The sequence below is a fragment of the Enterobacter cloacae complex sp. FDA-CDC-AR_0132 genome, assembly GCF_003010695.1.
In the GTDB taxonomy this organism is placed as follows: domain Bacteria; phylum Pseudomonadota; class Gammaproteobacteria; order Enterobacterales; family Enterobacteriaceae; genus Enterobacter; species Enterobacter ludwigii.
In genome coordinates, this window is the sequence record NZ_CP027618.1 from 1,699,654 (window position 1) to 1,721,917 (window position 22,264).

The following is a 22,264-nucleotide window of genomic DNA, read 5'->3' on the forward strand; positions in this document are numbered from 1 at the left end:
AGTGATTACATTAACGTTTTTTCGCCATACATTATCTCTGATATAAATGGATTATTTCTTCGGATAATTCACGTGCCAGCAGGGAATTCATTAAATGATCCTGCGCGTGAACCATTATTAAGGTCATCGGCTGGCGGGCTTCGCCCGCATCCTGTTCGATCAATTTGGTCTGCATTTTGTGCGCCTGGCGCGCGTAGCCATCGGCTTCGCGCAGCAGGCTTTTGGCTTCGTCAAGGTTGCCCTGACGCGCCGCGTGCAGGGCTTCAAAGCACAGGCTACGCGACTGACCGGCGTTGACGATAATTTCCATTACGGCTTCTTCTAATGCGATCATTACACTGACTCTCTGTCAAAACTGTTATTTAATGCGGTGGCGGCAAACCACTCGCCGCTTTTCTTGATGGTGCGCTGCTGGGTAGTTAAATCGAGCTGGATAAATCCGTAGCGATTTTTATACGCGTTACACCACGACCAGTTATCAATAAATGTCCACATATGGTAGCCAAGACACTGGCACCCTTCGCTAATACCTTTATGTAGCCAGGCCAAATGTTCGGAAATAAAATCGATGCGGTATTGATCGTTTATCTGACCATTCTCAATAAAGCGCTGTTCATTTTCGACACCCATACCGTTCTCAGAAATAAAACAGCGTGGGTTACCGTAATTGTCGCGCAGGTTAATCAGAATATCGTAAATACCCGGCTCATAAATTTCCCAGCCACGGTATGGATTCATCTTGCGGCCAGGCATTTCGTAATTATCAAAGAACCACTCCGGCATAAACGGTGCCTGTGGGTTCACCGCACTGTCACGGCATTTCACGCGACGCGGCTGATAATAGTTAATGCCGAGCAGTTCGATTTTTCCTTCCGCAATCAGGAAACTGTCTTCCGGTTTGCAGGCGGGGAGCTGATCGTAAGATTTCAGCAACGCCACCAGGTCCGCCGGGTATTCGCCGCGCAGGACGGGGTCAAGGAAGCTGCGGTTAAACATCAGGTCCGCAATGTGTGCCGCTTTGACGTCAGCCGGGTTTTGCGAGCGCGGATAGGACGGCGTCAGGTTCAGTACGATACCGATCTCCCCGGCGTAGTGCCCGGCACGGTAAGCACGTACCGCCTGCGCATGCGCCAGCACGGTGTGATACGCCACGGTGGCCGCACGACGAAAATCCACCACGTTGGGATAGTGGAAATCGTACAGATAGCCGCCTTCCACCGGCACAATCGGCTCGTTGAAGGTAAACCAGTGCAGCACGCGATCGCCAAACAGATCGAAGCAAATCTGCGCATAACGGGCGTAAGCGTCCACCACGTTGCGGTTTTCCCAGCCGCCAATCTCCTGCATCGCCATCGGCATGTCGAAGTGGAACAGGGTGATAAACGGGGTAATACCCTGTTCAATCAGCTCATCAATGACCTGATGATAAAAATCGACCGCTTCCGGGTTCACTTCACCGATACCGTCGGGGATCAGGCGCGCCCAGCTAATCGAGGTGCGAAAGCTGTTGTGGTTCAGCTGCTTTAACAGCTGAATGTCCGTTTTCCAGTGTTGATAAAACGTGGAGGCGTGCTGCGGTCCCACGCCATTATGAAAACGGTTTGGCTCGCGGGCAAACCAGTAATCCCAGGTGGTTTCACCCTCTCGTGTCCCTTCGGTCTGGAGGGCGGAGCTTGCGCTGCCCCACCAGAAATTATCGGGAAATGCGTATTTCATGACCTTTCCTCTTTGACTTAATGACTTGCTGTTTCAGCGGCACCGACGGTTGCCTGGGCTTTCTGCTCTTCGTTTTTCATCAACGTACGCTCGTAAGCACGCAGGAACGGCAGGTACATCAGCGCTGACATCACCATACACACCAGACACATCACCACCGGGCTCAACGCCCAGTTTGCCGCCCACGATGCGCCAATAGGGGCCGGGGTCGTCCACGGGGTTAACGACACCACCTGTGCCAGCCAGCCCATTTTGGTGGCGCCGTACGCCAGGCAGGCGTTCACCAGCGGAACAAACACGAACGGGATAAACAGCATCGGGTTCATGATGATTGGCGCGCCGAACAGAATCGGTTCGTTGATGTTAAAGAAGCTGGGCACAACGCCCATTTTGCCGATGGTGCGCAGGTGTGTGACGCGGCTGCGCAGCAGCAGGAAGGCCAGCGGAAGCGTGGAGCCGACGCCGCCAATCAGCAGGTAGTGGTCCCAGAAACCCTGCAGGTAAACGTGTGGCAGCGCCGCGCCAGCCGCCAGTGCCGCCTGGTTTGCGGACAGGTTGGCCATCCAGAACGGGTTCATGATGCCGGTGACAATCAGCGAGCCGTGGATACCGGCAAACCAGAAGATCTGGCACAGCAGCACGGAGAGCAGAATGGCAGGCAGGGAGTCAGACGCAGAGACCAGCGGTTCCAGCAGGTGCATAATCGCCTGCGGGATAATCATCCCGGTTTGTGCTTCGATAAACAGGTTCAGCGGGTGCAGGGTACCGATCACCACCATGACCGGGATCAGGATCTCAAACGAACGCGCCACACCGGTCGGCACTTCTTTCGGCAGACGGATGGTCACGTTGTTCTGCTTCAGCCACGCATACACGCGGGTGGAGTAGATGGCGGTGATCAGCGCGGTGAAAATCCCCTGGCCGGAGAGGTACTGGGTCGAGATCTTGCCGTCGGCATACGGAGCTGCCACCAGCAGGAAGGCCATAAAGGCCAGCAGACCGGACATCACCGGATCGAGGTTAAACTGACGCCCCAGGCTTGCACCAATCCCCACAGAAATGAAGAACGTCATCACGCCCATGCTGAGGTTGAACGGCAGCATCAGCTGTTCACGGTAAGTCTGGGAGAAATCCAGCCAGCCGCGGGCAAAGCTGTTTGTCGTATCCGCGGAGAAGGGCGGGAAGATGAACACCAGCATAAACGAGCCGATGATCATAAACGGCAGCGCGGCGGTAAAGCCGTCGCGGATGGCAATCACATACTTTTGCTGGCCGAGCTTCGCGGCCAGCGGGGTAATTGACTGCTCAATAACCGCGACCATTGATTGATATAACGAACTCATGTGAACACCTTTTAGTGTGCCGCTTCGATGAGCGACAGAGCATAGTCCAGTACTTTATCGCCACGTTGCATACCGTAATCCATCATGTCGATGGGTTGGACCGGGATGCCCTTTGTAGCCGCCTTGTCTGAGAGTGTCTGTAACATGTACTTCACCTGGGGTCCGAGAAGGACAACCTGGTACTGCGGAAACTGCGTATCAAATTCGGAAACGCCATACGCGTCTATTTTTACTGGCAACCCACGCTCTTTCGCGACATCGACCATTTTGCTGACCAGCAGGCTGGTGGACATCCCGGCAGAGCAACACAGCATAATCTTGAACATCGACAACCATCCTCTAAATGTAAAAAGTTATTGCGAGGATGATTGGACATTATACGGAAACCGGTTTCCATTTATAAAAGACAGAAGTGTGACAACCATCAAGATCCACTACTTATGACGCTAATTAACCAGATGCATGTCACATAATTTGCGCGTTTTGACATCATTTTGAGTTGAAATGGAAAATCGGTTTCCATGAAAAACGGAAAAGGATATACTCCATTCTGGCTATAATATGAGCCGTAGCGGTGATGGAATTTGCAGGTGCGAAGTAAGCCTGCCAGGGGAAAGAGATGTCGACAATCAATGATGTATCACGTCTTGCCGGGGTGTCTAAAGCCACGGTATCGCGAGTGTTGAGTGGGTCGCGTGGCGTAAAGGAAGCCAGCCGCCAGGCCGTTTTAAAAGCGGTTGATGAACTGAACTACCGGCCCAATGTAATTGCGCAGTCGCTGCTGAGCCAGTCGACGGGGTGTATTGGGGTGATTTGCGCGCAGGAGAATATTAACCAGACCACCGGTTATCTTTACGCGCTGGAAAAGCACCTCAGCCAGCATCAAAAACATCTGCTGTTGCGCTTCGCGCATACCAAAGCGGAAGTGATGCACGCCCTGGAAGAACTTTCCTGTGGGTTATGTGATGACATCCTGGTGATTGGCGCGCGTTTCCCGCTGGACGTCGAGATGGACAATGTCATTCTCGTTGACTGTATGGAGTCCGATAATTCCAACAGCATCCAGTTCGATCACGCCTTTGCCGCCGAAACCGCCTGTAACTATCTGACCAGCCAGGGGCGACGCCAGATAGCCCTGATCCATCCGCAAGGCAGCGGTTTCGCCGACCAGGTGTTGCTGGGCTATAAACACGCGCTGGAGAAAAATTTCCTGCCCTTTAATCGCAACCTCGTCTTTATGGATGCCACCTCCTCATCCGTTGCGCTGCAGGAGTTGCTTAACAATGCGAGCACGCTGAATTTTAACGCGCTGCTGGTGGCGGACGAACAGGAAGCTCAGCGGGTGATCCCGCAGCTGCAGGCATTTAATAAATCCGTGCCGGACGACATTATGGTCTTTAGCCTTGCCGGATCGCTGCATCTGCCGGGTATCCCGGTGATCCCGGCCATTGAATACTCGATGGATGCTATGGCGGCACGTATTGTGGGCTGGCTGACGGAGAAAACGCAGATGCTGGGGTCCTATGTTCTGCGCGGGGATTTGATTATTCCGGATGTACGAAAGCGCTAAAAAAAAGCGTGAAGCCCGGCTTCACGCTTAATAATCTTCCATACAATCTACCTGACTGACCGCGTCCCAGTAAGCATCCAGATTGTCGCGCTTCACGGCCGTGATGGCGTTTTTGATCAACAGTTGATTGGCCTCAGACGACAAAATCATCGCCTGCCAGGCTTTATCGCTCTGCTTTTTCTGGGGCGTGCAGGCCTTCTTCACATCTTTAAGGATCTGCTGCTTTATCTGGGCCTCTTTCACGGGATCGTCTTTTTCCTGGGCATGGACAAACGCGGCGAAGAGCAGACAAACGAGCAGGCAAACCAGGTGTGCAGCTTTCATCAAAATCCCCTTTAGACGTCACAGGCTTCCCATGAAATATATCGTTACATTCAGTGTAGCGACGCCAGCCGAAAGTATGAATTTTTGTCTTCCTGCGTATGAGAATCCTGCACCTGCACCTGCACCTGCACCTGGACCGGCGGTTATTGAATCCCTCCGCCCAGCGACTGCCACAGCGTAATACGGTTTTCAAAGTCGGTCTGCTGCAGGGCAATCAATGATGCCCGTGCCGACCACAAGGCGCGCTGCGCGGTGAGAACGGTCAGGTAATCACCCGCACCCACCTGATAGCTGCGCGTTGCCACATCCAGCGTTTTTTGCTCTGCCGCCACGTATTCACGTTGCGCATCAAGCTCTTCACTCAGGGTTTCGCGGCGCGCCAGCGCATCGGCTACATCTTTGAATGCGCTCTGGATGGTTTTCTCATAGGTGGCAATCAGCCCTTTTTTCTCCGCTTCGGCATAGCGCAGTTGCGCCATGTTATTGCCGCCACTGAACAGCGGCAGGGAGATGGACGGCGCGAACGACCAGACCTTCATGCCGTGGCTGAACAATGACGAGAGCGAATCGCTGCCGACCCCGGCGCTGGCGGTAAGCGAAATCGTCGGGAAGAAGTTGGCGCGCGCAGCACCGATGTTGGCATTGGCGCTCAACAGGTTATGTTCAGCCTCCTGAATATCCGGGCGACGCAGCAGCGTGGCGGAGCTAACGCCCGCCGGGATCAGGGTGATGGCGTTATCGCTCAGGCTCTCCAGCGTACCGGGTAGCAGGTTTTCCGGTACCGTCTCGCCCGCCAGCAAATTCAGGGCGTTTTTGTCCTGCATCACCAGCGTCTGATAGCTGGCGACGCTGGCGCGGGCCTGCTGATAAACCGCCATTGCTTCGCTGACATCCGTTGCGGCGGCGACCCCAACGTCCTGCTGACGCTGCACAATCTTGAGCGAGTTCGCTGCGCTCTCCTGAGTGGATTTTGCCAGCGCCAGATTGCTGTTATCTGCCGCCAGAGTAATCCAGGCGGTGGTCAGCTCGCTGACCATTGTCAGGCGCGTGTTCTGCGCCGTGAACTCGCTGGCAAGCCAGGTTTCACGCGCGGCGCGCGAGAGGCTCTGGTTACGACCAAACAGATCCAGCTCGAAGCTGGAGACGGCGCCGTTAGCCTCATCGCTGGTGCTCACGCCGCTGGCCAGCGTGCGGCTGCGGGTATGGCTCAGGCTGGCATCCACCGACGGGAACAGAGACGAGCGCGTCTCACCATACTGGGCGCGGGCGGCGTCGATATCAGCAATCGCTTTTTGCACATCGCGGTTGCTGGTGAGTGCCATTGTTACCACCCTGTTCAGGCGGTGATCGTTCATCACCTGCTGCCACTGGCTGACCACGGCGGTGGCTTCGCCGTGGGCGCCCGGCAACGTGGCCGGGACGGGCGCGTCAGGACGCTGATAGGTAGGGTCTAACGAAACACAGCCTGCGCTCAGCAGCGCTAACACTAAAACAGATACACGAAACATTATGCCCTCCGGTTTGCGTGCTTACCGGAGAAGAGACGTTTCACCAGTACGAAGAATAATGGAACAAAGAAGATGGCCAGCAGCGTTGCCGCAAGCGTCCCGCCGATGATGCCGGTCCCAATCGCCACGCGGCTGTTGGCGCCTGCACCGGTGGCGACGGCCAGCGGTGTTACCCCGGCGATAAACGCCAGCGACGTCATGATGATCGGACGCAGTCGCGTCTGAGCCGCACGCAGCGCGGCACGCGTCAGGGAGTAACCTTCCGCGACTTTCGCCTCCGCAAACTCAACGATCAAAATGGCGTTTTTCGACGACAGGCCGATGGTGGTCAGCAGTGCCACCTGGAAATAGACGTCGTTGCTCAGCCCGCGCAGCGAGGCGGCCAGCGCCGCACCCAGCACCCCAAGCGGGATCACCAGAATGACTGAAATCGGCACCGACCAGCTCTCATACAGCGCGGCCAGGCACAGGAATACCACCAGGATGGAGAGGGCATACAAGCTCATCGCCTGACCACTCGCCAGTTTCTCCTGTAACGACAACCCGCTCCACGCCCAGGTTGTGCCGGCCGGCAGGTTGTTCGCCAGCTGTTCCATCCGGGTCATCGCCGTACCGGAGCTGGCACCACTGGCGTTCTCGCCCTGAATTTCATAGGCCGCCGAGCCGTTGTAGCGCACCAGACTCTCCGGGCCATATTCCCAGCGCGTGGTGGCGAAAGCGGAGAACGGCGTCATGGTGCTGTCGCTGCCGCGTACGTACCATTTGTTGAGATCGGAAGGCACGGCGCGGTAATCGCTGTCTCCCTGGATGTAGACCTTTTTCACGCGGCCCCGATCGATAAAGTCATTCACGTAGGTTCCGCCCCAGGCGCTGGAGAGGGTATCGGTGACGTCGCTCAGGGAAAGCCCCAGCGATACGGCTTTGTTGTTGTCGATATCCACCTGCAGCTGCGGCATCTGCGGCAAATCATTGGCGCGAACGGCATGCAGGGAGGTGTCCTGATTCGCCTGGCCGATCAGCTGATTACGCATCTTCAGCAACGTGTCGCGATCGGTGCTGCCGCTGGCCATGAGCTCGAAGGTAAAACCGTTGCTCTGGCCGAGGCCGTCTACGGCCGGGGGCGTCATGGCAAAAACGGTGGCATCGCGAAGGGAGCCGAGTTCCTGAGTGGCGCGCAGGGCAATCGCCTGAGCGGTGTTCTCGTCGCCTTTACGCTCGGACCAGTTTTTCAGGGAGACAAACGCCATCCCGGCATTCTGGCCGCTGCCGCTAAAGCTAAAGCCCTCGACCGTAAAAATCACATCGGTGTTGGCTTTCTCTTTAGTGAGGAACCACTCGCGAACCTGACGACTGATCTCCGCGGTACGTACCGCTGTCGCACCGGCAGGCAGGGTGTACTGCACCATGATTTCACCCTGGTCCTCCGTGGGCAGGAAGCTGCCGGGCAGCTTCAGCATTGCCACGGCCATCGCGCCACAGAGCAGGGCGTAGACCACCAGCATGCCCGCGGAGCGGCGCAGCGCGCGCAGGACTTTATTCTGGTAGCCATGCTCGGTCTTACTGTAGAAGCGGTTAAATGCGCCGAAGAACCCTTTTTTGTGAGGAGGCGTATGGCGCAGTACCGAGCCGCAGAGCGCGGGTGTCAGGGTCAGCGCCACCACCACCGAGAGGATCATCGCTGAGATAATGGTGACCGAAAACTGGCGGTAGATGACGCCGGTTGAGCCGCCGAAGAAGGCCATCGGCAGAAACACGGCGGAAAGCACCAGCGCAATGGCGACCAGCGCACCGGAAATTTCGCCCATCGATTTTTCGGTGGCTTCGCGGGCGGGCAGACCTTCATCGCGCATAATGCGCTCGACGTTTTCCACTACCACGATGGCGTCATCGACCAGCAGACCTATCGCCAGCACCATCGCAAACAGCGTCAGGGTATTAATGGAATAACCGAACAGCGCCAGCACGCCAAAGGTGCCCAACAGAACTACCGGCACCGCCAGCGCGGGGATGAGCGTGGCGCGAATGTTCTGCAGAAACAGATACATCACCACCACCACGAGGATAATGGCCTCAAACAGCGTCTGAATCACATCTTCCACCGAGATCTTAATGAACTCGGTGCTGTCTTTCGGATAGGCCACATCATAGCCTTCCGGCATTGCCCGTTTGAATTCGGCAATTTTATCTTTCACCGCGGTGGCGGTATTGAGCGCATTTGCGCCCGGCGAGAGCATCACCGCCATACCGGCTGCCGGGTGACCATTCAGCCTGGCGGTAGCCGTGTAATCCTCGCTGCCCATCTCCACGCGCGCCACGTCGCCAATACGCACCACTGCGCCGCTGGACTGGCTCTTAACGATGATATTTTTAAACTGATCGACCGTCTGCAGGCGCGACTGGGCACGCACGGTGGCGGTCAACTGCTGGGTACCGGACGCGGGTAACGCGCCGATTTTACCGGCGGAAACCTGCACGTTCTGCGCTTCAATAGCGCTCTGAACGTCGGATGGCATCAGCGAGTACGACGCCAGCTTTGCCGGGTCAAGCCAGATGCGCATGGCGTATTCCGCACCAAACACCTGCAGGCTGCCGACGCCCTCTACGCGTGCCAGCGGATCCTGCATATTACTCACCAGCCAGTCGGCGATATCCGAACTGCTGGCATGGTCGGTTTTATCGTACACGCCCATGATCAGCAGGAAGTTACTCTGCGATTTTTGCACCGTAATGCCGGCCTGCTGTACCTCGGTCGGCAAGCGCGACTCGGCCTGCTGAACCTTGTTCTGCACCTGAACCTGCGCGGTATCCGGGTCGGTTCCCTGTTCGAACGTGACGGTGATGCTTACCGAGCCGTCCGAACTGCTGGTGGAGGTAAAATAGAGCAGGTTATCCAGCCCGGTCAGCTGTTGCTCAATGACCTGGGTGACGCTGTTTTCCAGAGTCTGTGCCGACGCGCCAGTATAGGTGGCAGAGATTTTTATCGACGGCGGAGCGACGTCGGGATACTGCGCGACGGGCAGGGTACGGATCGCCAGCACCCCGGCGAGCATAATCAGAATAGCAATCACCCAGGCAAAAACCGGGCGACGCACGAAGAAGCGGGAAAACATCAGGCGTTTCCTCCCGCGGTTTTCATCTCTTCGGCGTTAACTTGCTGACCGGCGGTCACTTTATCGGTGCCTTCCACAATCAGCTTATCGCCAGCCTTCAGTCCACTCAGCACCAGCCATTTGTCGCCGTAGGTGTCACCCGTTTCCAGCTGACGTTGTTCCACCTTATTGCCGGCCCCCACCACCAGCGCGGTGGCGTTGCCTTTGGCATCACGGGTAATTCCCTGCTGCGGGGCGAGGATGGCCTCGCTCATTACCCCTTCATCCACTCTGGCGCGAACAAACATCCCGGGCAGAAGCTGATGCTGCGGGTTGGGGAAGACGGCGCGCAGTGTGACCGACCCGGTGGATTCGTCCACTGCCACTTCAGTCAGGGCCAGACGGCCTTTTTCCTGATAGGTGCTGCCATCTTCAAGGATCAACGATACGCTCAATGTCTCGCTGTTGCTGGCAAGCGTTTGTTTGCGTAATCGCAGAAGATCGGCGCTGGAGCGGGTTAAATCGACGTACATATTGTCCAGACCGCGAATGGTGGCGAGCGCGGTCTCTTGCTGGGCAGTGACCAGTGCGCCGGGGGTGACCGAAGAGATGCCAATACGTCCGGCAATCGGGGCGGTCACCGTGGTCCAGTTGAGGTTAATGCGCGCGCTTTCCTGGGCTGCTTTTTTCGACTCCACGCTGGCCTTGTCCTGCGCGCAGGTGGACTTTGCATCTTCGGCATCCTGACGCGATACGCCGTCGTCTTTCACCAGTTGTGTATAGCGTTGAGCTTTCTGGCAATCGGCCTGCACCAGCGCCTGCGCCTGTTTCAGGGCCGCGGCGGCTTCATCGTAGGCGGCGCGGTAGCTGGAGGGGTCAATTTGATACAGCGCCTGTCCGGCTTGCACGGTATCGCCTTCGGTAAAGAGCCGTTTCTGAATAATGCCGCCCACCTGAGGACGCACTTCCGCGCTCATGGCGGCCGTGGTGCGTCCGGTCAGTTCACTGACCACGGAAACGGGTTGGCTCAGGAGCGTAACAATCCCCACTTGCGGGAGGGGATGTTGAGGAGCAGATGTTTGTGCATTATCGCACCCCGTCAGGAGGAATAATGCTGCGATGGAGGTTGTTATGGCTTTCATAATTTTTTCCAGGGTGAACGATGCCTGCCCTGTTAATGGCTTAACAAGGAAGGGGGCTATTTAAAGGCACAGCGATACCGCATCTCCGGCAGAGCCGGAAATGTTAATAAGGGAATAACGTCTTCCCGCTAATTATTCACATGCGATTACTTCGCAGAGAAAAGCATATTTAAAATATTTTGATAAAGAGGCTCTAATTGTTCAGAGGGTACGTTTAAGGGGGTGAGTCGGCGGTAAATAGACCCCTCAATCATTACCGCAGTAATCTCCACGCAGCAGCGAATATGATCATCACTCAGGTGGGGAAACTGTTTTTTCAGGTGTGCGCAGGCATTAGCAAACATCCGCTTTTCCGCTTCGACCAGCATGGCCGCCACCTGGGGATTACGCGTGGCTTCAGCCGACATCTCAAGCATCAGCGCATCGTCATCTTCATTCAGGGTCTGTCGCCAGGCGAGCGCCTGAGGCATCCCCTCGACCAGCGTTTTACCCTGAATCTCTTCGATGCGTGAGTCGATGATACGGCGAATCATCTCTTCAATAATCGCATCTTTGTTACTGAAATAACGGTAGATTTGCCCGACGCTGAGCTTTGCCTCACTGGCGATCTGCGACATGCTGGCCGCATGAAAACCGCTGGCGCGAAAGCACTGACGTGCGGCAGCGATAATGTCATCCTGACGCTGCTTTTGGCGTTCTTCCAGTTTTGTGCTCATCGTCGGTTACCCTATAAAAGTGAGAATGATCGTTCTCATTATACGTTTCAGGTGCGTATTGGAAAGACTTTTTTTAAGTACTTATTGAATGAATATTTCAATGTTTAAAGAATGGAGAAAAAAAGGAGTTTTGATGAAGGAAAGGCTGTGCAATATTAAGATTGCACAGAAAATAAGGAGAAAAATATGCATCTGAGCACAACGGATAACGTCACACACGATGAAAAAGAAGAATTATTAACAGGGCTTCGTGCCTACAACGGACAATTTTTAGATCTCTCAAACTTTAGCGGCGACATTGGCGTTTATGTGCGAGACGATAAGGGCGTGATGCTGGGTGGGTTAATTGGCGTGCGCAAAGGCGACTGGCTGAACATCGATTTTCTGTGGGTCAGCGACACCGTGCGGGGATCGGGCGTCGGCAGCCAGCTTATCAAAACGGCAGAAGACGAAGCCCGACGCAAAGGCTGCACCCATGCGCTGGTGGATACGGTCAGCTTCCAGGCACGTCCATTCTATGAAAAGCAGGGCTATCAGCTGCAGATGTCGTTGCCGGATTACCCGTACCCGGGTATGCAAAGGCATTATCTGACCAAATCCCTTTAACCGCCGATGCCGTTGCCCATCACGGCCAGCGCATGACGCACAATGATCTCTGGCGAGAGGGCGTGTAGCCTCTCGTCGTTGCGCATTCTTGAGAACGGCACCAGCACCAGGCTTAGCAGCGTGGTGAACAGCAGTTCTGGCGCGAGTGCCCGGTTCAGTTGCCCTTCCTGCTGCCAGCGTTTAAGGGTGGCGAGCGTTGCCTGGTATTTGTCGTCACCGAACCGCGCGTGCAGATGCGTGCGCAGTACAGGCATCTCCCCGATGACCTCCTGCATCCACAGCGGGGCAAACCAGCGGTGCTGCTCCGCCAGCTCGGCCAGTACCTTCACCATTTGCGTTAATGCGTTGACCGGCGAGTCGGGGTTTTCGGCGAAAATTGCGCCGATCCGATTACGTAAGGGCAGGAAGCGCTCCTCAATCATCGCGTCGAGCAATTGTTCTCGTGAATTGAAGTAGTAATGCAGCATCGCTGGCGTTACGCCCGCTTCTTTGGCGATGGCGTTCAGCGAGGTTTGAGCGATCCCCTGGCGAGAAAAGAGGCTCAACGCAATATCCAGCAGCTGTTCGCGGCTGGCGGTTGCCCGCTTTCCGCCGCGTGGTCGACCGGGGCGGCGCGGTTCAGAATTGTCCTTATGTGCTGGCATAGTCGCAGGATCTCTTGATCTTATTCATCACTTACTTAAATATTAATTATCCAGTTAATTAATTTCAAGCGATCTCTTATGGAGTCCGACGTAATGACTCAACCTGCGCAAAACGCGCCGTCGATAAAGCTGCTGTTCAGCGCGCTGCTGCTGGTGATGCTGCTTTCGGCGCTGGACCAGACGATTGTTTCCACGGCGTTGCCCACCATCGTTGGGGAACTGGGTGGCCTGGATAAGCTCTCCTGGGTGGTGACGGCCTATATCCTCAGCTCGACCATTGTGGTGCCGCTGTACGGAAAATTCGGCGATCTGTTTGGGCGTAAAATCGTCCTTCAAATCGCTATTGTGCTGTTTCTGGCGGGGTCGGTGCTCTGCGGTCTGGCGCAAAACATGACCCAACTGGTGCTGATGCGCGGCCTGCAGGGGCTGGGCGGTGGCGGTCTGATGGTCATCAGTATGGCCGCCGTGGCGGACGTTATTCCGCCTGCGGAGCGTGGCCGCTATCAGGGGCTGTTTGGCGGCGTGTTTGGTCTGGCGACGGTGATCGGGCCGCTTATCGGCGGGTTTATCGTGCAGCATGCCTCCTGGCGCTGGATTTTTTATATCAATCTGCCGCTCGGTCTCTTTGCCCTGATGGTGATAGGCGCGGTGTTCCACGGCAGCGCACGGCGCAACAAGCACGAAATTGATTATCTGGGGGCGATTTACCTCAGTATGGCGCTGCTGTGTATCATCCTGTTTACCACTGAAGGCGGGACGATACGCCAGTGGAACGACCCGCAGCTGTGGTGCATTCTGGCCTTTGGCCTGACGGGTATCGCCGGGTTTATCTATGAGGAGCGTCTGGCCTGGGAGCCAATCATTCCGCTCTCGCTGTTCCGCGATCGCAGCTTTCTGCTCTGCAGCCTGATTGGCTTTATTATCGGGATGTCGCTCTTTGGCTCGGTCACCTTCCTGCCGCTCTATCTGCAGGTAGTGAAAGACGCCACGCCGACTCAGGCCGGTCTGCAGCTGATCCCGCTGATGGGCGGACTGCTGCTGACCTCGATCATCAGCGGGCGGGTTATCAGCCGTACCGGAAAATACCGTCTGTTCCCGATCGCCGGTACGCTGCTTGGCGTGGTGGGCATGGTGCTGCTGACGCGCATCTCGATCCACTCGCCGACCTGGCAGCTGTACATTTTTACCGGCGTGCTGGGGATGGGTCTGGGGCTGGTCATGCAGGTACTGGTGCTGGCCGTGCAGAACAGCGTCTCTGCCGATCAATACGGGGTAGCGACTTCCGGGGTCACGCTGTTTCGTTCCATTGGCGGGGCCATCGGCGTCGCGCTCTTTGGCGCGGTCTTCACCCACGTTTTGCAATCGGGTCTGATGGACCGTTTACCGCAAGGGGCGGAGTTACCGCATGAGCTCAATCCTGCGGCCATTCACCGGCTGCCAGAGGCACTGCGGCTCGATTACCTGGACGCGTTTGGCTCAGCCATTCACGCGGTGTTCCTGCTGGCGGCAAGCATTATGGTGCTGGCGTTTGTACTGTCGTGGTTTTTACGTGAAACGCCGTTACGCCGTGCGGGCATGCTCAGGTCGGATCAATAGCGCCCCCGCACATATAACTTATCCGTCTTATTGATGCTTTTTCGTTTTTTAGCCAGCCGTACCGTTGTCGATATAGTCACTGAAACGTTTATCAAAAGGATATGTCTCGTGAAACTTCGATTGGGTGCTCTGGTTCTCGCGGGCCTGCTGCTGGCAGGTTGCGATCAAGGCGGCAGCGATGCCAAACACATCAAAGTCGGCGTGATTAACGGCGCTGAGCAGGATGTCGCGGAAGTCGCTAAAAAAGTGGCGAAAGAGAAATACGGTCTGGATGTGGAACTGGTGGGGTTCAGCGGCTCGCTGTTGCCCAATGATGCCACCAGTCAGGGCGATCTTGATGCCAATGTCTTCCAGCATCGCCCGTTCCTGGCAGAAGATAACAAGGCGCATCACTACAAGCTGGTTGCTGTGGCGAACACCTTTGTTTTCCCGATGGCCGGCTACTCCCGCAAGATCAAATCCGTGTCTGAGCTGAAGGACGGCGCGACCATCGCCATTCCAAACGATCCGACCAACCTTGGCCGCGCACTGCTGCTGTTGCAAAAAGAGAAGCTGATTACCCTGAAGCCGGACGTTGGCCTGCTGCCGACGGCGCTGGATATCACCGCCAATCCGAAGCATTTGAACATTATGGAGCTGGAAGGGGCGCAACTGCCGCGCGTGCTGGATGATCCGAAAGTGGATGTTGCCATTATCAGCACCACCTATCTCCAGCAAACCGGGCTGTCGCCGGTGCATGACAGCGTGTTTATTGAAGATAAAAACTCGCCGTATGTGAACATCGTGGTGACGCGGGAAGACAACAAAGACGCGGAAAACGTGAAGGAATTTATCCAGTCGTATCAGTCGCCGGAAGTGGCGAAGGCCGCAGAGACCCTCTTTAACGGTGGCGCGGTGCCGGGCTGGTAGTCAGGACAAAGGCGTATAACAGGGTGTTATACGCCTTACCGGGTTATTTCAGGTTGGCTTTAAAGAACGAGGCCAGTTTTGCAAACGGGATCAGATCCGTGCGGTCATACAGGTCAACGTGGCCTGCATTCGGCACGATATACAGCTCTTTCGGTTCACCGGCGCGTTTATAGGCGTCTTCGCTAAACTCTTTCGAATGCGCTTTATCACCCGTGATAAACAGCATCGGACGCGGTGAAATGGTTTCGATATCGTTGAACGGATAGAAGTTCATAAACTTACCGATGCTGCTCATCATCGGTTTCGTCGTCAGCGCCTCTTCCTCGCCCTGTGGCGTGTACCCGCCGCGTTCGGTGCGATAGAAATCGAAGAACTCACGCTGGATAGCCGGCGTAGAATCATCCAGCTTATTTACCGTCCCGGGAATGTAGGCTGTCTCTGCACCCTGATACTCTTTCAGACGCTGCTCAGCGGCAGAGGCAATCATCGCTTTACGCTGTTCAACCGTCACGGAATGGTTGAGGCCGTTGCGGAAGGCGGAGCCCATGTCATACATGCTGACGGTGGCGATCGCTTTCATGCGCGGGTCAATTTTCGCCGCGCTAATAACGAAGCTGCCGCTGCCGCAAATGCCCAGCGCACCGATGCGCTGTGGATCGACAAAAGACTGAGTGCTCAGATAATCCACGGCCGCGCTGAAATCATCGGAATAGATTTCTGGTGAGATCAGATGCCCCGGTTTACCTTCGCTTTCCCCCCAGAATGAGAGATCAATCGCCAGGGTGACAAAGCCCTGTTCCGCGAGCTTTTGCGCATAGAGACTGGCGCTTTGCTCTTTCACCGCGCCCATCGGATGGCCGACCACGATCGCCGGCAGTCTGGCGTTTTTATCCGCCTCTTTTGGCCTATACAGATTGCCGACGACGTTCATCTGATACTGGTTTTTAAAGGTCACCTTCTGCTGCGTAACCTTATCGCTTTTGTAGAAATTATCTGCGCCCCGGGACATATCGGCAGCGCTGGCGGCGAAGGCGCTGACTAACAGCCCGAGCGCCATGGTGAATCTTCTCATGATTAACTCCTGTGAAGTGTGTCGTTGTGTGAGGTGTAAAACGTGAACATGGCAGCGGCGATAAGCAGTACACCGCTGAGTGCAAAGGTGCTTTGCCAGCCGCTGTGGTCAAAGGCCAGGCCACCGAGCGTGGAGCCGAGCGCAATGGAGAGCTGCACCATTGCCACCATCAGTCCGCCCCCCGCTTCGGCATTTTCAGGAAGCGTTCTGGCAACCCAGGTCCACCAGCCGACGGGGGCGGCCGTCGCGACCAGTCCCCAGAGGCCGAGCAGGGCGGTGACGGCGGCAAGGTGATGGCCGAAGGCCATCAGTGCCGCGGCAATCAGCGCCATCACCACGGGAATGGCGACCAGCGTGGTGTAAAATCCGCGGCGCAGAAACGTGCCGATCAACAGGGTGCCGATAAAACCCGCCACGCCAATCACCAGCAGGATTAACGATAACTGCGTCGCGCTGGCGAAAGTCACGGTTTCAAGGAACGGACGCACGTAGGTAAACAGCGCGAACTGCCCCATGAAAAAGACGCCGCACGCGACCATTCCTTTTGCCACCAGAGGGTTTTTCAGCAGGCCGAAGGCGCTGGTGGACGACGCGGTGCGCTTTTCCACGGACATGGAAGGCAGGCTGAACCACTGCCAGATAAACGCGAGCAGGCTGACGGGCACCAGGCAGTAAAAGGCACCGCGCCAGCCGATTGTCGCCCCCAGCCAGCTGCCGAGCGGAGCCGCAACGACGGTCGCCAGGGCGTTGCCACCGTTAAAAATGGCGAGCGCACGTTGAACCTGATGCGGTGGCACAAGGCGAATTGCGGTCGCCGCGGAGAGCGACCAGAAGCCGCCAATGGCCACGCCAAGCAGTGCGCGTCCCAGCATATAAAGGGGATAGCTCTCAGCTACGGCGATAATCAGACCGGAGACGGCCATCAACGCCGTCAGGCCCAGCAGCAGCGATTTGCGGTTAATGCCTCCCGCAAGAGAAGAGAGAAACAGGCTGGTCAATACGGCCAGCGCGCCGGATATCGCGATCCCGAGGCCCGCCAGGCCTTCACTGACGGCGAGATCCCGCGAAACGGGCGTCAGCAGACTTACAGGCATAAATTCTGAGGCGACCAGCGTAAAAGCGCAGAGGGTCATTGCCAGCACGCCGCTCCAGCAGGCACGGGACTGGCGCGCTGATGTTTCGTTCACCATAGCGGACATCGTGTTTACCTTGTTATTCGTTCGGCCAGATTCGGACAAGCCGGGGCCGGGCGCTATTCACGGGAATAACGCATGCAGATGAAAGGTTGGAATGTGGTTGACGTCAGGTCACAGTGAAAATTTTACACGGCGGGTGTATTCTGACTAGCTAATCAATGCTTAATGAGCTTATAAGTTTGGCTTATAAATGAGGGTGTGATGAAGCGTAACCTGAACGATCTTTTTGCTTTTGTCACCGTGGCGCGTGAGGGCAGTTTTACCCGTGCCGCGGCACAGTTGGGCGTGACCCAGCCCGCGTTAAGCCAGGCCATAACCGGGCTGGAGAACCGGATGCAGATCCGCCTGCTGACCCGCACCACCCGCAGCGTTTCCCCCACCGCAGCCGGCGAACGCTTGCTCAACGCCATTGGCAACCGTTTCGATGAAATCGAAGCGGAGCTGGACATGTTGACGGAGCTTCGCGACAAGCCTGCCGGCACGGTGAGGATCACCTGTGGACCCGATGTGTTATCGCGCACCCTGTTGCCTAAGTTGACGCCGCTTTTGCGGCAATACCCCGATATTCACATTGAGTTCGACGCCAATCACGGTTTTCGCGATATCGTTGCCGACCGCTTCGATGCGGGCGTTCGTATGGGAGATACCATCGATAAAGACATGATCGCGTTGCCGATAGGCCCGCAGTTGCGTATGGCCGCGGTCGCCTCGCCGGACTACTTCGCCCGTCATCCTGTTCCGCAAACGCCGCATGAGCTGACGCAGCACCAGTGTATTAACCAGAGGATGATTAAATCCGGCGGGATTTACGTCTGGGATTTTGATCAGGACGGTGGCGATCTGAACGTGCGCGTGAATGGCCAGCTGACCTTTAATACTTCCTGGCATATTGTCGAAGCTGCCCTGGCGGGATTCGGGATTGCTTTCCTGCCCGAAGACGAGTTTGGCGATCATATTGCTGAAGGCCGGTTAATCCGCGTGCTGGAACCCTGGTGTCTGCCCTTCCCGGGGTATTATCTCTACTACCCGAGCCGAAAGCAGCCGTCGCCGGCCTTTTCGCTGGTGGTGGATGCGCTGCGGATGCGATAACGTTGACCCGATTTCATCGATCATCGCCCTGTGGCCCACATTGTTACGCGCGGCATCGGGCTATTCTCCTCTTCACACTATGAGGAGAATACCCATGAACATCACCCAGATTCGTAATGCCACTCAGCTGATTACCTACGCCGGGAAACGCTTTTTAATCGACCCAATGCTGGCCCCGAAGGGCGCTTATCCGGGCTTCCCCGGCACGGCGCATGCGGAGATCCGCAACCCGATGGTCGAGCTTCCCGTTGACGTCAACACGCTGCTGGAGGCGGATGCCGTGATCGTCACCCATACCCATGACGATCACTGGGATCGCGCCGCAGTCGAACTGATCGGCAAAGATAAACCTGTCTTTGTGCAGAACGACAGCGACGCCGCGCTGCTGCGCAGCCAGGGATTTACCCACCTGACGGTGATGACCGAGGAGACGGCGTTTGGCGATATCCGGATCGCGAAAACCCGCGGCGGCCAGCACGGTACCGATCGTGCTTACGCCGTGCCGGAGCTGGCGGAACGGCTGGGTGAAGCCTGTGGCGTGGTTTTACGTCATCCTGATGAGAAGACGCTCTACATTGTCGGGGATACCATCTGGCGTGATGAAGTGGCAGCCGATCTGCATAAGCATCAGCCGGATGTGGTGGTGCTTAACGCGGGCTATGCTCACGTCATCGGGTTTGGGCCGATTATCATGGGCCAGGAAGATGTGCTCAACGTCCACTTCCTGCTGCCGCAGGCGAAAATTGTGGCGACCCATATGGAGGCCATCAACCACTGCCTGTTGACCCGCCATGCGCTGCGTGAGTACGTTGACGCGAACCTGATTGGTGATGCGGTGAGCATTCCCGAGGATGGTGAAACCGTTATATTCTGAGCATCACCAAGGGAAAGGAGGGATACATGGCGCTAATCAACGTCGCGATTGTTGCGGTAGACGGGTTCAGCCCGTTCCACTACTCCGTTCCCTGCATTTTGTTTGGTGATACGGTATCCGGCGAAAAGCGCTTTAGTGTGTTGATCTGCGCCGAAAAACCCGGATTACTGACATCCAAAGACGGGTTTGCGCTTAACGCGACTCACGATTTCTCCGCCATCGGCCAGGCAGATATCGTCGTGGTGCCTTACTGGCAGCATGTCCAGCAACGCCCGCCCCAGACGCTTCTCGACAGCCTGGTCCAGGCCAGAGACAACGGGGCGGAGATCGTCGGGCTTTGTCTGGGGTCGTTTGTGCTGGGTTATGCGGGCATTCTCGACGGTAAACGCGCGGCCACGCACTGGGAGTTTGAACATCAGTTTCAGACGCTTTTCCCGGACGTAAAGCTGGATATCAATGCGCTCTACGTCGATGATGGCAATATCATCACCTCTGCGGGTACCGCTGCCGCGCTTGACTGCTGCCTGTACATCATCCGCCAGCGCTTTGGCAGCGTGGTCGCTAACCAGATTGCCCGCCGTATGATCGTGCCGCCACACCGCGAGGGGGGGCAGGCACAGTTTATTGCCCAGCCGGTACCGAAAGATACCCGTGACGGACGAATCAACTCCCTGATTGACTATCTCCAGCAGCACATTGCCGAACCGCATAATCTGGACTCGCTGGCAGAGGTGGTATCGATGAGCCGCCGCACGCTTACCCGCCATTTTGTAAAAGCCACCGGGATGAGCGTGGCCGACTGGCTGACCACCGAGCGCCTGCGGCGCAGCCAGATATTGTTAGAAGCCGGGAATATGCCCATTGAAAGCGTGGCAGAGCTGGTAGGGTTTAACTCTGCGGTGACCTGGCGCCAGCAATTTAAGGCGCGTTTTGGCGTGAGTCCGGCAGAGTGGCGTAAGACTTTTCGGCTTCGTCATTAATTTATTACTGCTAACTCAAGAGTTAAGAGGAAATAAAATTATTCGGAATTTTACCTTAATTGTCTTCTCACTTTCCTAAAAAAGTATTTTTTAATGTTCCATATCGCAAATTCGATATACTCACATTCAGATTGCTCTTATATTGTACAAAATATAATTGTCTATCGATTTTGTGGCATGGATGAGCACCTCTAAAATAAAAAACAAAATAATTACGTTTGTAAATTATGCTGTTGCTATCTTATTTGTTGCGTTTCTTTCTGTGATCGCACAAGCTGCGCCACTTTCGCCAGCCGATCGCGATTCCATTCAGCAACAACAGCAACAGCTTTTATTACAGAACCAGCAACAGCGTGAAGAGCTGGAGCGGAGTATTCCTCGCCCTTCTCCCACCAGGTCAAAGCCTGTCACTCCTGGTTCCGGGCCTTGTTTTACTATTAAGACAATTACGCTTTCCGGGACGACGTTAATGTCCCCTGAAACCCAACATACCCTTGTTGCGCCGTGGCAAAGCCAGTGTCTGGGTATGGGAAAAATAACAGAACTCCTCGCGCATATTTCTGACTGGTATATCAGTCGTGGGTATATCACCAGCCGGGCATTTCTGACCGAGCAGGATCTCTCTGGCGGTCAGTTGAATATCGTTGTGCTCGAGGGGCGTCTGGAAGCGATCCGTCTGGAAGGTAAAACCCCGCGAATGTTGAAAATGGCATTTCCGGGACGCGTGGGGAGCATCCTTAATTTACGCGACATCGAACAGGGTATGGAGCAAATTAACCGTTTGCGCACCGAGCCGGTTCAGATTGAAATTCTTCCTGGGACGCAGGCCGGATATTCCATTGTTAATCTCACAGCAAAACCTGAATTTCCGTTAAGTGCTTCCGTAAGTCTCGACAATAGTGGGCAAAAGAGCACGGGTGAAAACCAGCTTACAGGCGTTCTCACCGCCAACAATATGCTGGGGCTGGCGGATAAATGGTTTGTCAGCGGTGGGCGGAGCAGCGATTTTGCCAGTGCGTACGATGCACAGAACTTTCAGGCAGGTGTTAGCGTGCCGTTTGGCTACGGATTACTGGATTACAGCTACGCATGGAGTAACTACCGTACCACCATCAATAACCAGGGATTCGACTGGATCTCCACCGGCGATACAAAAAACCACCGCGTTAACGCGTCATGGGTCGTTTTCCGCAACGGCGATATGAAAACAGGGGTTGCAGCAGGCATAGTACAACGCTCAAGCCGAAACTGGCTCAATGATGCCCCACTCCAGAGCAGTACACGCAACCTCTCCAGCCTGATTCTGGGTATTACACATACGCAAAAAATGCTGGGTGGCGTGGCGACCTTTAACCCGACCTGGAGCCACGGAATGCCGTGGTTCAATGCCGAAACTGACGAAGATAAATCCGGGGATATGCCGCGCGCAGAATTTCGTAAATGGAGTCTGAACGCCAGTTTCCAGCGTCCGATTGCCCGTAACGCATGGTGGCTGACCAGCGCCTACGGACAGTGGTCGCCCGACCGGCTGTACGGCTCTGAGCGCCTGACGCTCGGCGGAGAAAGCTCGGTGCGCGGTTTTAAAGAGCAGTACCTGTCCGGCGATAACGGCGGCTACTGGCGTAACGAGCTGGGCTACTCCCTCTTCACCCTTCCGGTGATTGGCACAGTGAACGCAACGATCGCTGTAGACGGTGGCTGGCTGGAAAAAGATCGCCAGGACCGTTTTGCCTCCGGCACGTTATGGGGGGCGTCAGTGGGTTTAAGCAGCGCAGGGCGCTGGTACAGCAGCCAGATTTCAGTCGGTACGCCATTGCACTATCCCGACTGGCTTGGCCCGGATCATGTGAGCGTTAACTGGCGTATTGCCTTCATGCTTTAAGAGACTCT

General features: G+C 55.9%; 20 protein-coding genes. 8 read left to right on the plus strand and 12 right to left on the minus strand.

Going from position 1 to position 22,264, the window contains the following annotated elements; genetic code table 11:
• Positions 1–31: 31 nt before the first annotated feature.
• Genes AM379_RS08320 through AM379_RS08335 form a run of 4 tightly spaced genes read right to left on the minus strand, consistent with a single transcriptional unit; the run spans position 32 to position 3,385 of the window.
• The gene (locus AM379_RS08320; protein WP_014168006.1) at positions 32–334 is read right to left on the minus strand and encodes a PTS lactose/cellobiose transporter subunit IIA; all 303 of its coding nucleotides are present in this window, start codon (positions 332–334) and stop codon (positions 32–34) included.
• Positions 334–1,716: a glycoside hydrolase family 1 protein gene (locus tag AM379_RS08325; protein ID WP_106503597.1), complete on the minus strand. Its 1,383-nt coding sequence runs from the start codon at positions 1,714–1,716 to the stop codon at positions 334–336. Before AM379_RS08325 ends, AM379_RS08320 begins: the two co-directional genes overlap by 1 nt.
• A 17-nt stretch (positions 1,717–1,733) precedes the next feature.
• Complete coding sequence (locus tag AM379_RS08330; protein ID WP_014168008.1) at positions 1,734–3,059, minus strand: PTS cellobiose transporter subunit IIC; 1,326 nt, start codon at positions 3,057–3,059, stop codon at positions 1,734–1,736.
• An 11-nt stretch (positions 3,060–3,070) separates the two neighbouring features.
• Positions 3,071–3,385, minus strand: a complete 315-nt coding sequence (locus tag AM379_RS08335) for a PTS sugar transporter subunit IIB (protein ID WP_014830072.1) — start codon at positions 3,383–3,385, stop codon at positions 3,071–3,073.
• A 293-nt stretch (positions 3,386–3,678) separates the two neighbouring features.
• Between AM379_RS08335 and AM379_RS08340 the strand changes: the two genes are divergently transcribed.
• Positions 3,679–4,629, plus strand: a complete 951-nt coding sequence (locus tag AM379_RS08340; RefSeq protein WP_014168010.1) for a LacI family DNA-binding transcriptional regulator — start codon at positions 3,679–3,681, stop codon at positions 4,627–4,629.
• Between the two features lie 27 nt (positions 4,630–4,656).
• Here AM379_RS08340 and AM379_RS08345 read toward each other — a convergent pair whose 3' ends face one another.
• The 5 genes from AM379_RS08345 to AM379_RS08365 all read right to left on the minus strand — a co-directional run bounded on the left by AM379_RS08345 (position 4,657) and on the right by AM379_RS08365 (position 11,408).
• The gene (locus AM379_RS08345; protein ID WP_020882719.1) at positions 4,657–4,953 is read right to left on the minus strand and encodes a YicS family protein; all 297 of its coding nucleotides are present in this window, start codon (positions 4,951–4,953) and stop codon (positions 4,657–4,659) included.
• Between the two features lie 143 nt (positions 4,954–5,096).
• The gene (locus tag AM379_RS08350; RefSeq protein WP_032679302.1) at positions 5,097–6,461 is read right to left on the minus strand and encodes an efflux transporter outer membrane subunit; all 1,365 of its coding nucleotides are present in this window, start codon (positions 6,459–6,461) and stop codon (positions 5,097–5,099) included.
• Positions 6,461–9,571: an efflux RND transporter permease subunit gene (locus tag AM379_RS08355; protein WP_032679303.1), complete on the minus strand. Its 3,111-nt coding sequence runs from the start codon at positions 9,569–9,571 to the stop codon at positions 6,461–6,463. Before AM379_RS08355 ends, AM379_RS08350 begins: the two co-directional genes overlap by 1 nt.
• Positions 9,571–10,692: an efflux RND transporter periplasmic adaptor subunit gene (locus AM379_RS08360; protein WP_032679304.1), complete on the minus strand. Its 1,122-nt coding sequence runs from the start codon at positions 10,690–10,692 to the stop codon at positions 9,571–9,573. The genes AM379_RS08355 and AM379_RS08360 overlap by 1 nt, the downstream gene beginning before the upstream one ends.
• Before the next feature lie 146 nt (positions 10,693–10,838).
• Entirely contained in the window at positions 10,839–11,408 is a 570-nt protein-coding gene (locus AM379_RS08365) for a TetR/AcrR family transcriptional regulator (protein WP_014168015.1), read from the minus strand.
• A 186-nt stretch (positions 11,409–11,594) separates the two neighbouring features.
• Here AM379_RS08365 and AM379_RS08370 point away from each other — a divergent pair, with 186 nt between their 5' ends.
• Positions 11,595–12,014, plus strand: a complete 420-nt coding sequence (locus tag AM379_RS08370) for a GNAT family N-acetyltransferase (protein WP_014168016.1) — start codon at positions 11,595–11,597, stop codon at positions 12,012–12,014.
• Here the strand turns inward: AM379_RS08370 and AM379_RS08375 are convergent.
• Positions 12,011–12,658 carry a TetR/AcrR family transcriptional regulator gene (locus tag AM379_RS08375; protein WP_025206509.1) on the minus strand — a complete coding sequence of 216 codons (648 nt, stop codon included), beginning with the start codon at positions 12,656–12,658 and terminating at the stop codon, positions 12,011–12,013. The two genes, AM379_RS08370 and AM379_RS08375, sit on opposite strands and share 4 nt — an antisense overlap.
• A 78-nt stretch (positions 12,659–12,736) precedes the next feature.
• On the opposite strand from AM379_RS08375, the gene AM379_RS08380 reads away from it, so the two are divergent.
• Both AM379_RS08380 and nlpA read left to right on the plus strand, forming a co-directional pair.
• Positions 12,737–14,254 carry an MDR family MFS transporter gene (locus tag AM379_RS08380; protein WP_032679305.1) on the plus strand — a complete coding sequence of 506 codons (1,518 nt, stop codon included), beginning with the start codon at positions 12,737–12,739 and terminating at the stop codon, positions 14,252–14,254.
• Between the two features lie 108 nt (positions 14,255–14,362).
• Positions 14,363–15,163, plus strand: coding sequence for a lipoprotein NlpA (nlpA, locus tag AM379_RS08385; RefSeq protein WP_020882712.1), 801 nt, complete (start codon positions 14,363–14,365; stop codon positions 15,161–15,163).
• A gap of 43 nt (positions 15,164–15,206) precedes the next feature.
• On the opposite strand, the gene AM379_RS08390 is transcribed toward nlpA, so the two are convergent.
• The gene (locus AM379_RS08390) at positions 15,207–16,235 is read right to left on the minus strand and encodes an alpha/beta hydrolase (protein ID WP_020882711.1); all 1,029 of its coding nucleotides are present in this window, start codon (positions 16,233–16,235) and stop codon (positions 15,207–15,209) included.
• Between the two features lie 2 nt (positions 16,236–16,237).
• The gene (locus AM379_RS08395) at positions 16,238–17,434 is read right to left on the minus strand and encodes an MFS transporter (protein ID WP_032679307.1); all 1,197 of its coding nucleotides are present in this window, start codon (positions 17,432–17,434) and stop codon (positions 16,238–16,240) included.
• Between the two features lie 198 nt (positions 17,435–17,632).
• On the opposite strand from AM379_RS08395, the gene AM379_RS08400 reads away from it, so the two are divergent.
• The 4 genes from AM379_RS08400 (at position 17,633) to AM379_RS08415 (ending at position 22,256) form a co-directional block, all read left to right on the plus strand.
• Positions 17,633–18,520, plus strand: a complete 888-nt coding sequence (locus AM379_RS08400; protein ID WP_020882709.1) for a LysR family transcriptional regulator — start codon at positions 17,633–17,635, stop codon at positions 18,518–18,520.
• Positions 18,521–18,614: 94 nt separating this feature from the next.
• Entirely contained in the window at positions 18,615–19,394 is a 780-nt protein-coding gene (locus AM379_RS08405) for an MBL fold metallo-hydrolase (protein WP_041162352.1), read from the plus strand.
• Positions 19,395–19,420: 26 nt separating this feature from the next.
• A complete protein-coding gene (locus AM379_RS08410; RefSeq protein WP_047366254.1) occupies positions 19,421–20,374 on the plus strand; it encodes a GlxA family transcriptional regulator in 954 nt (317 codons plus the stop codon).
• A 181-nt stretch (positions 20,375–20,555) separates the two neighbouring features.
• Complete coding sequence (locus AM379_RS08415) at positions 20,556–22,256, plus strand: ShlB/FhaC/HecB family hemolysin secretion/activation protein (RefSeq protein ID WP_106503598.1); 1,701 nt, start codon at positions 20,556–20,558, stop codon at positions 22,254–22,256.
• Positions 22,257–22,264 lie beyond the last annotated feature (8 nt).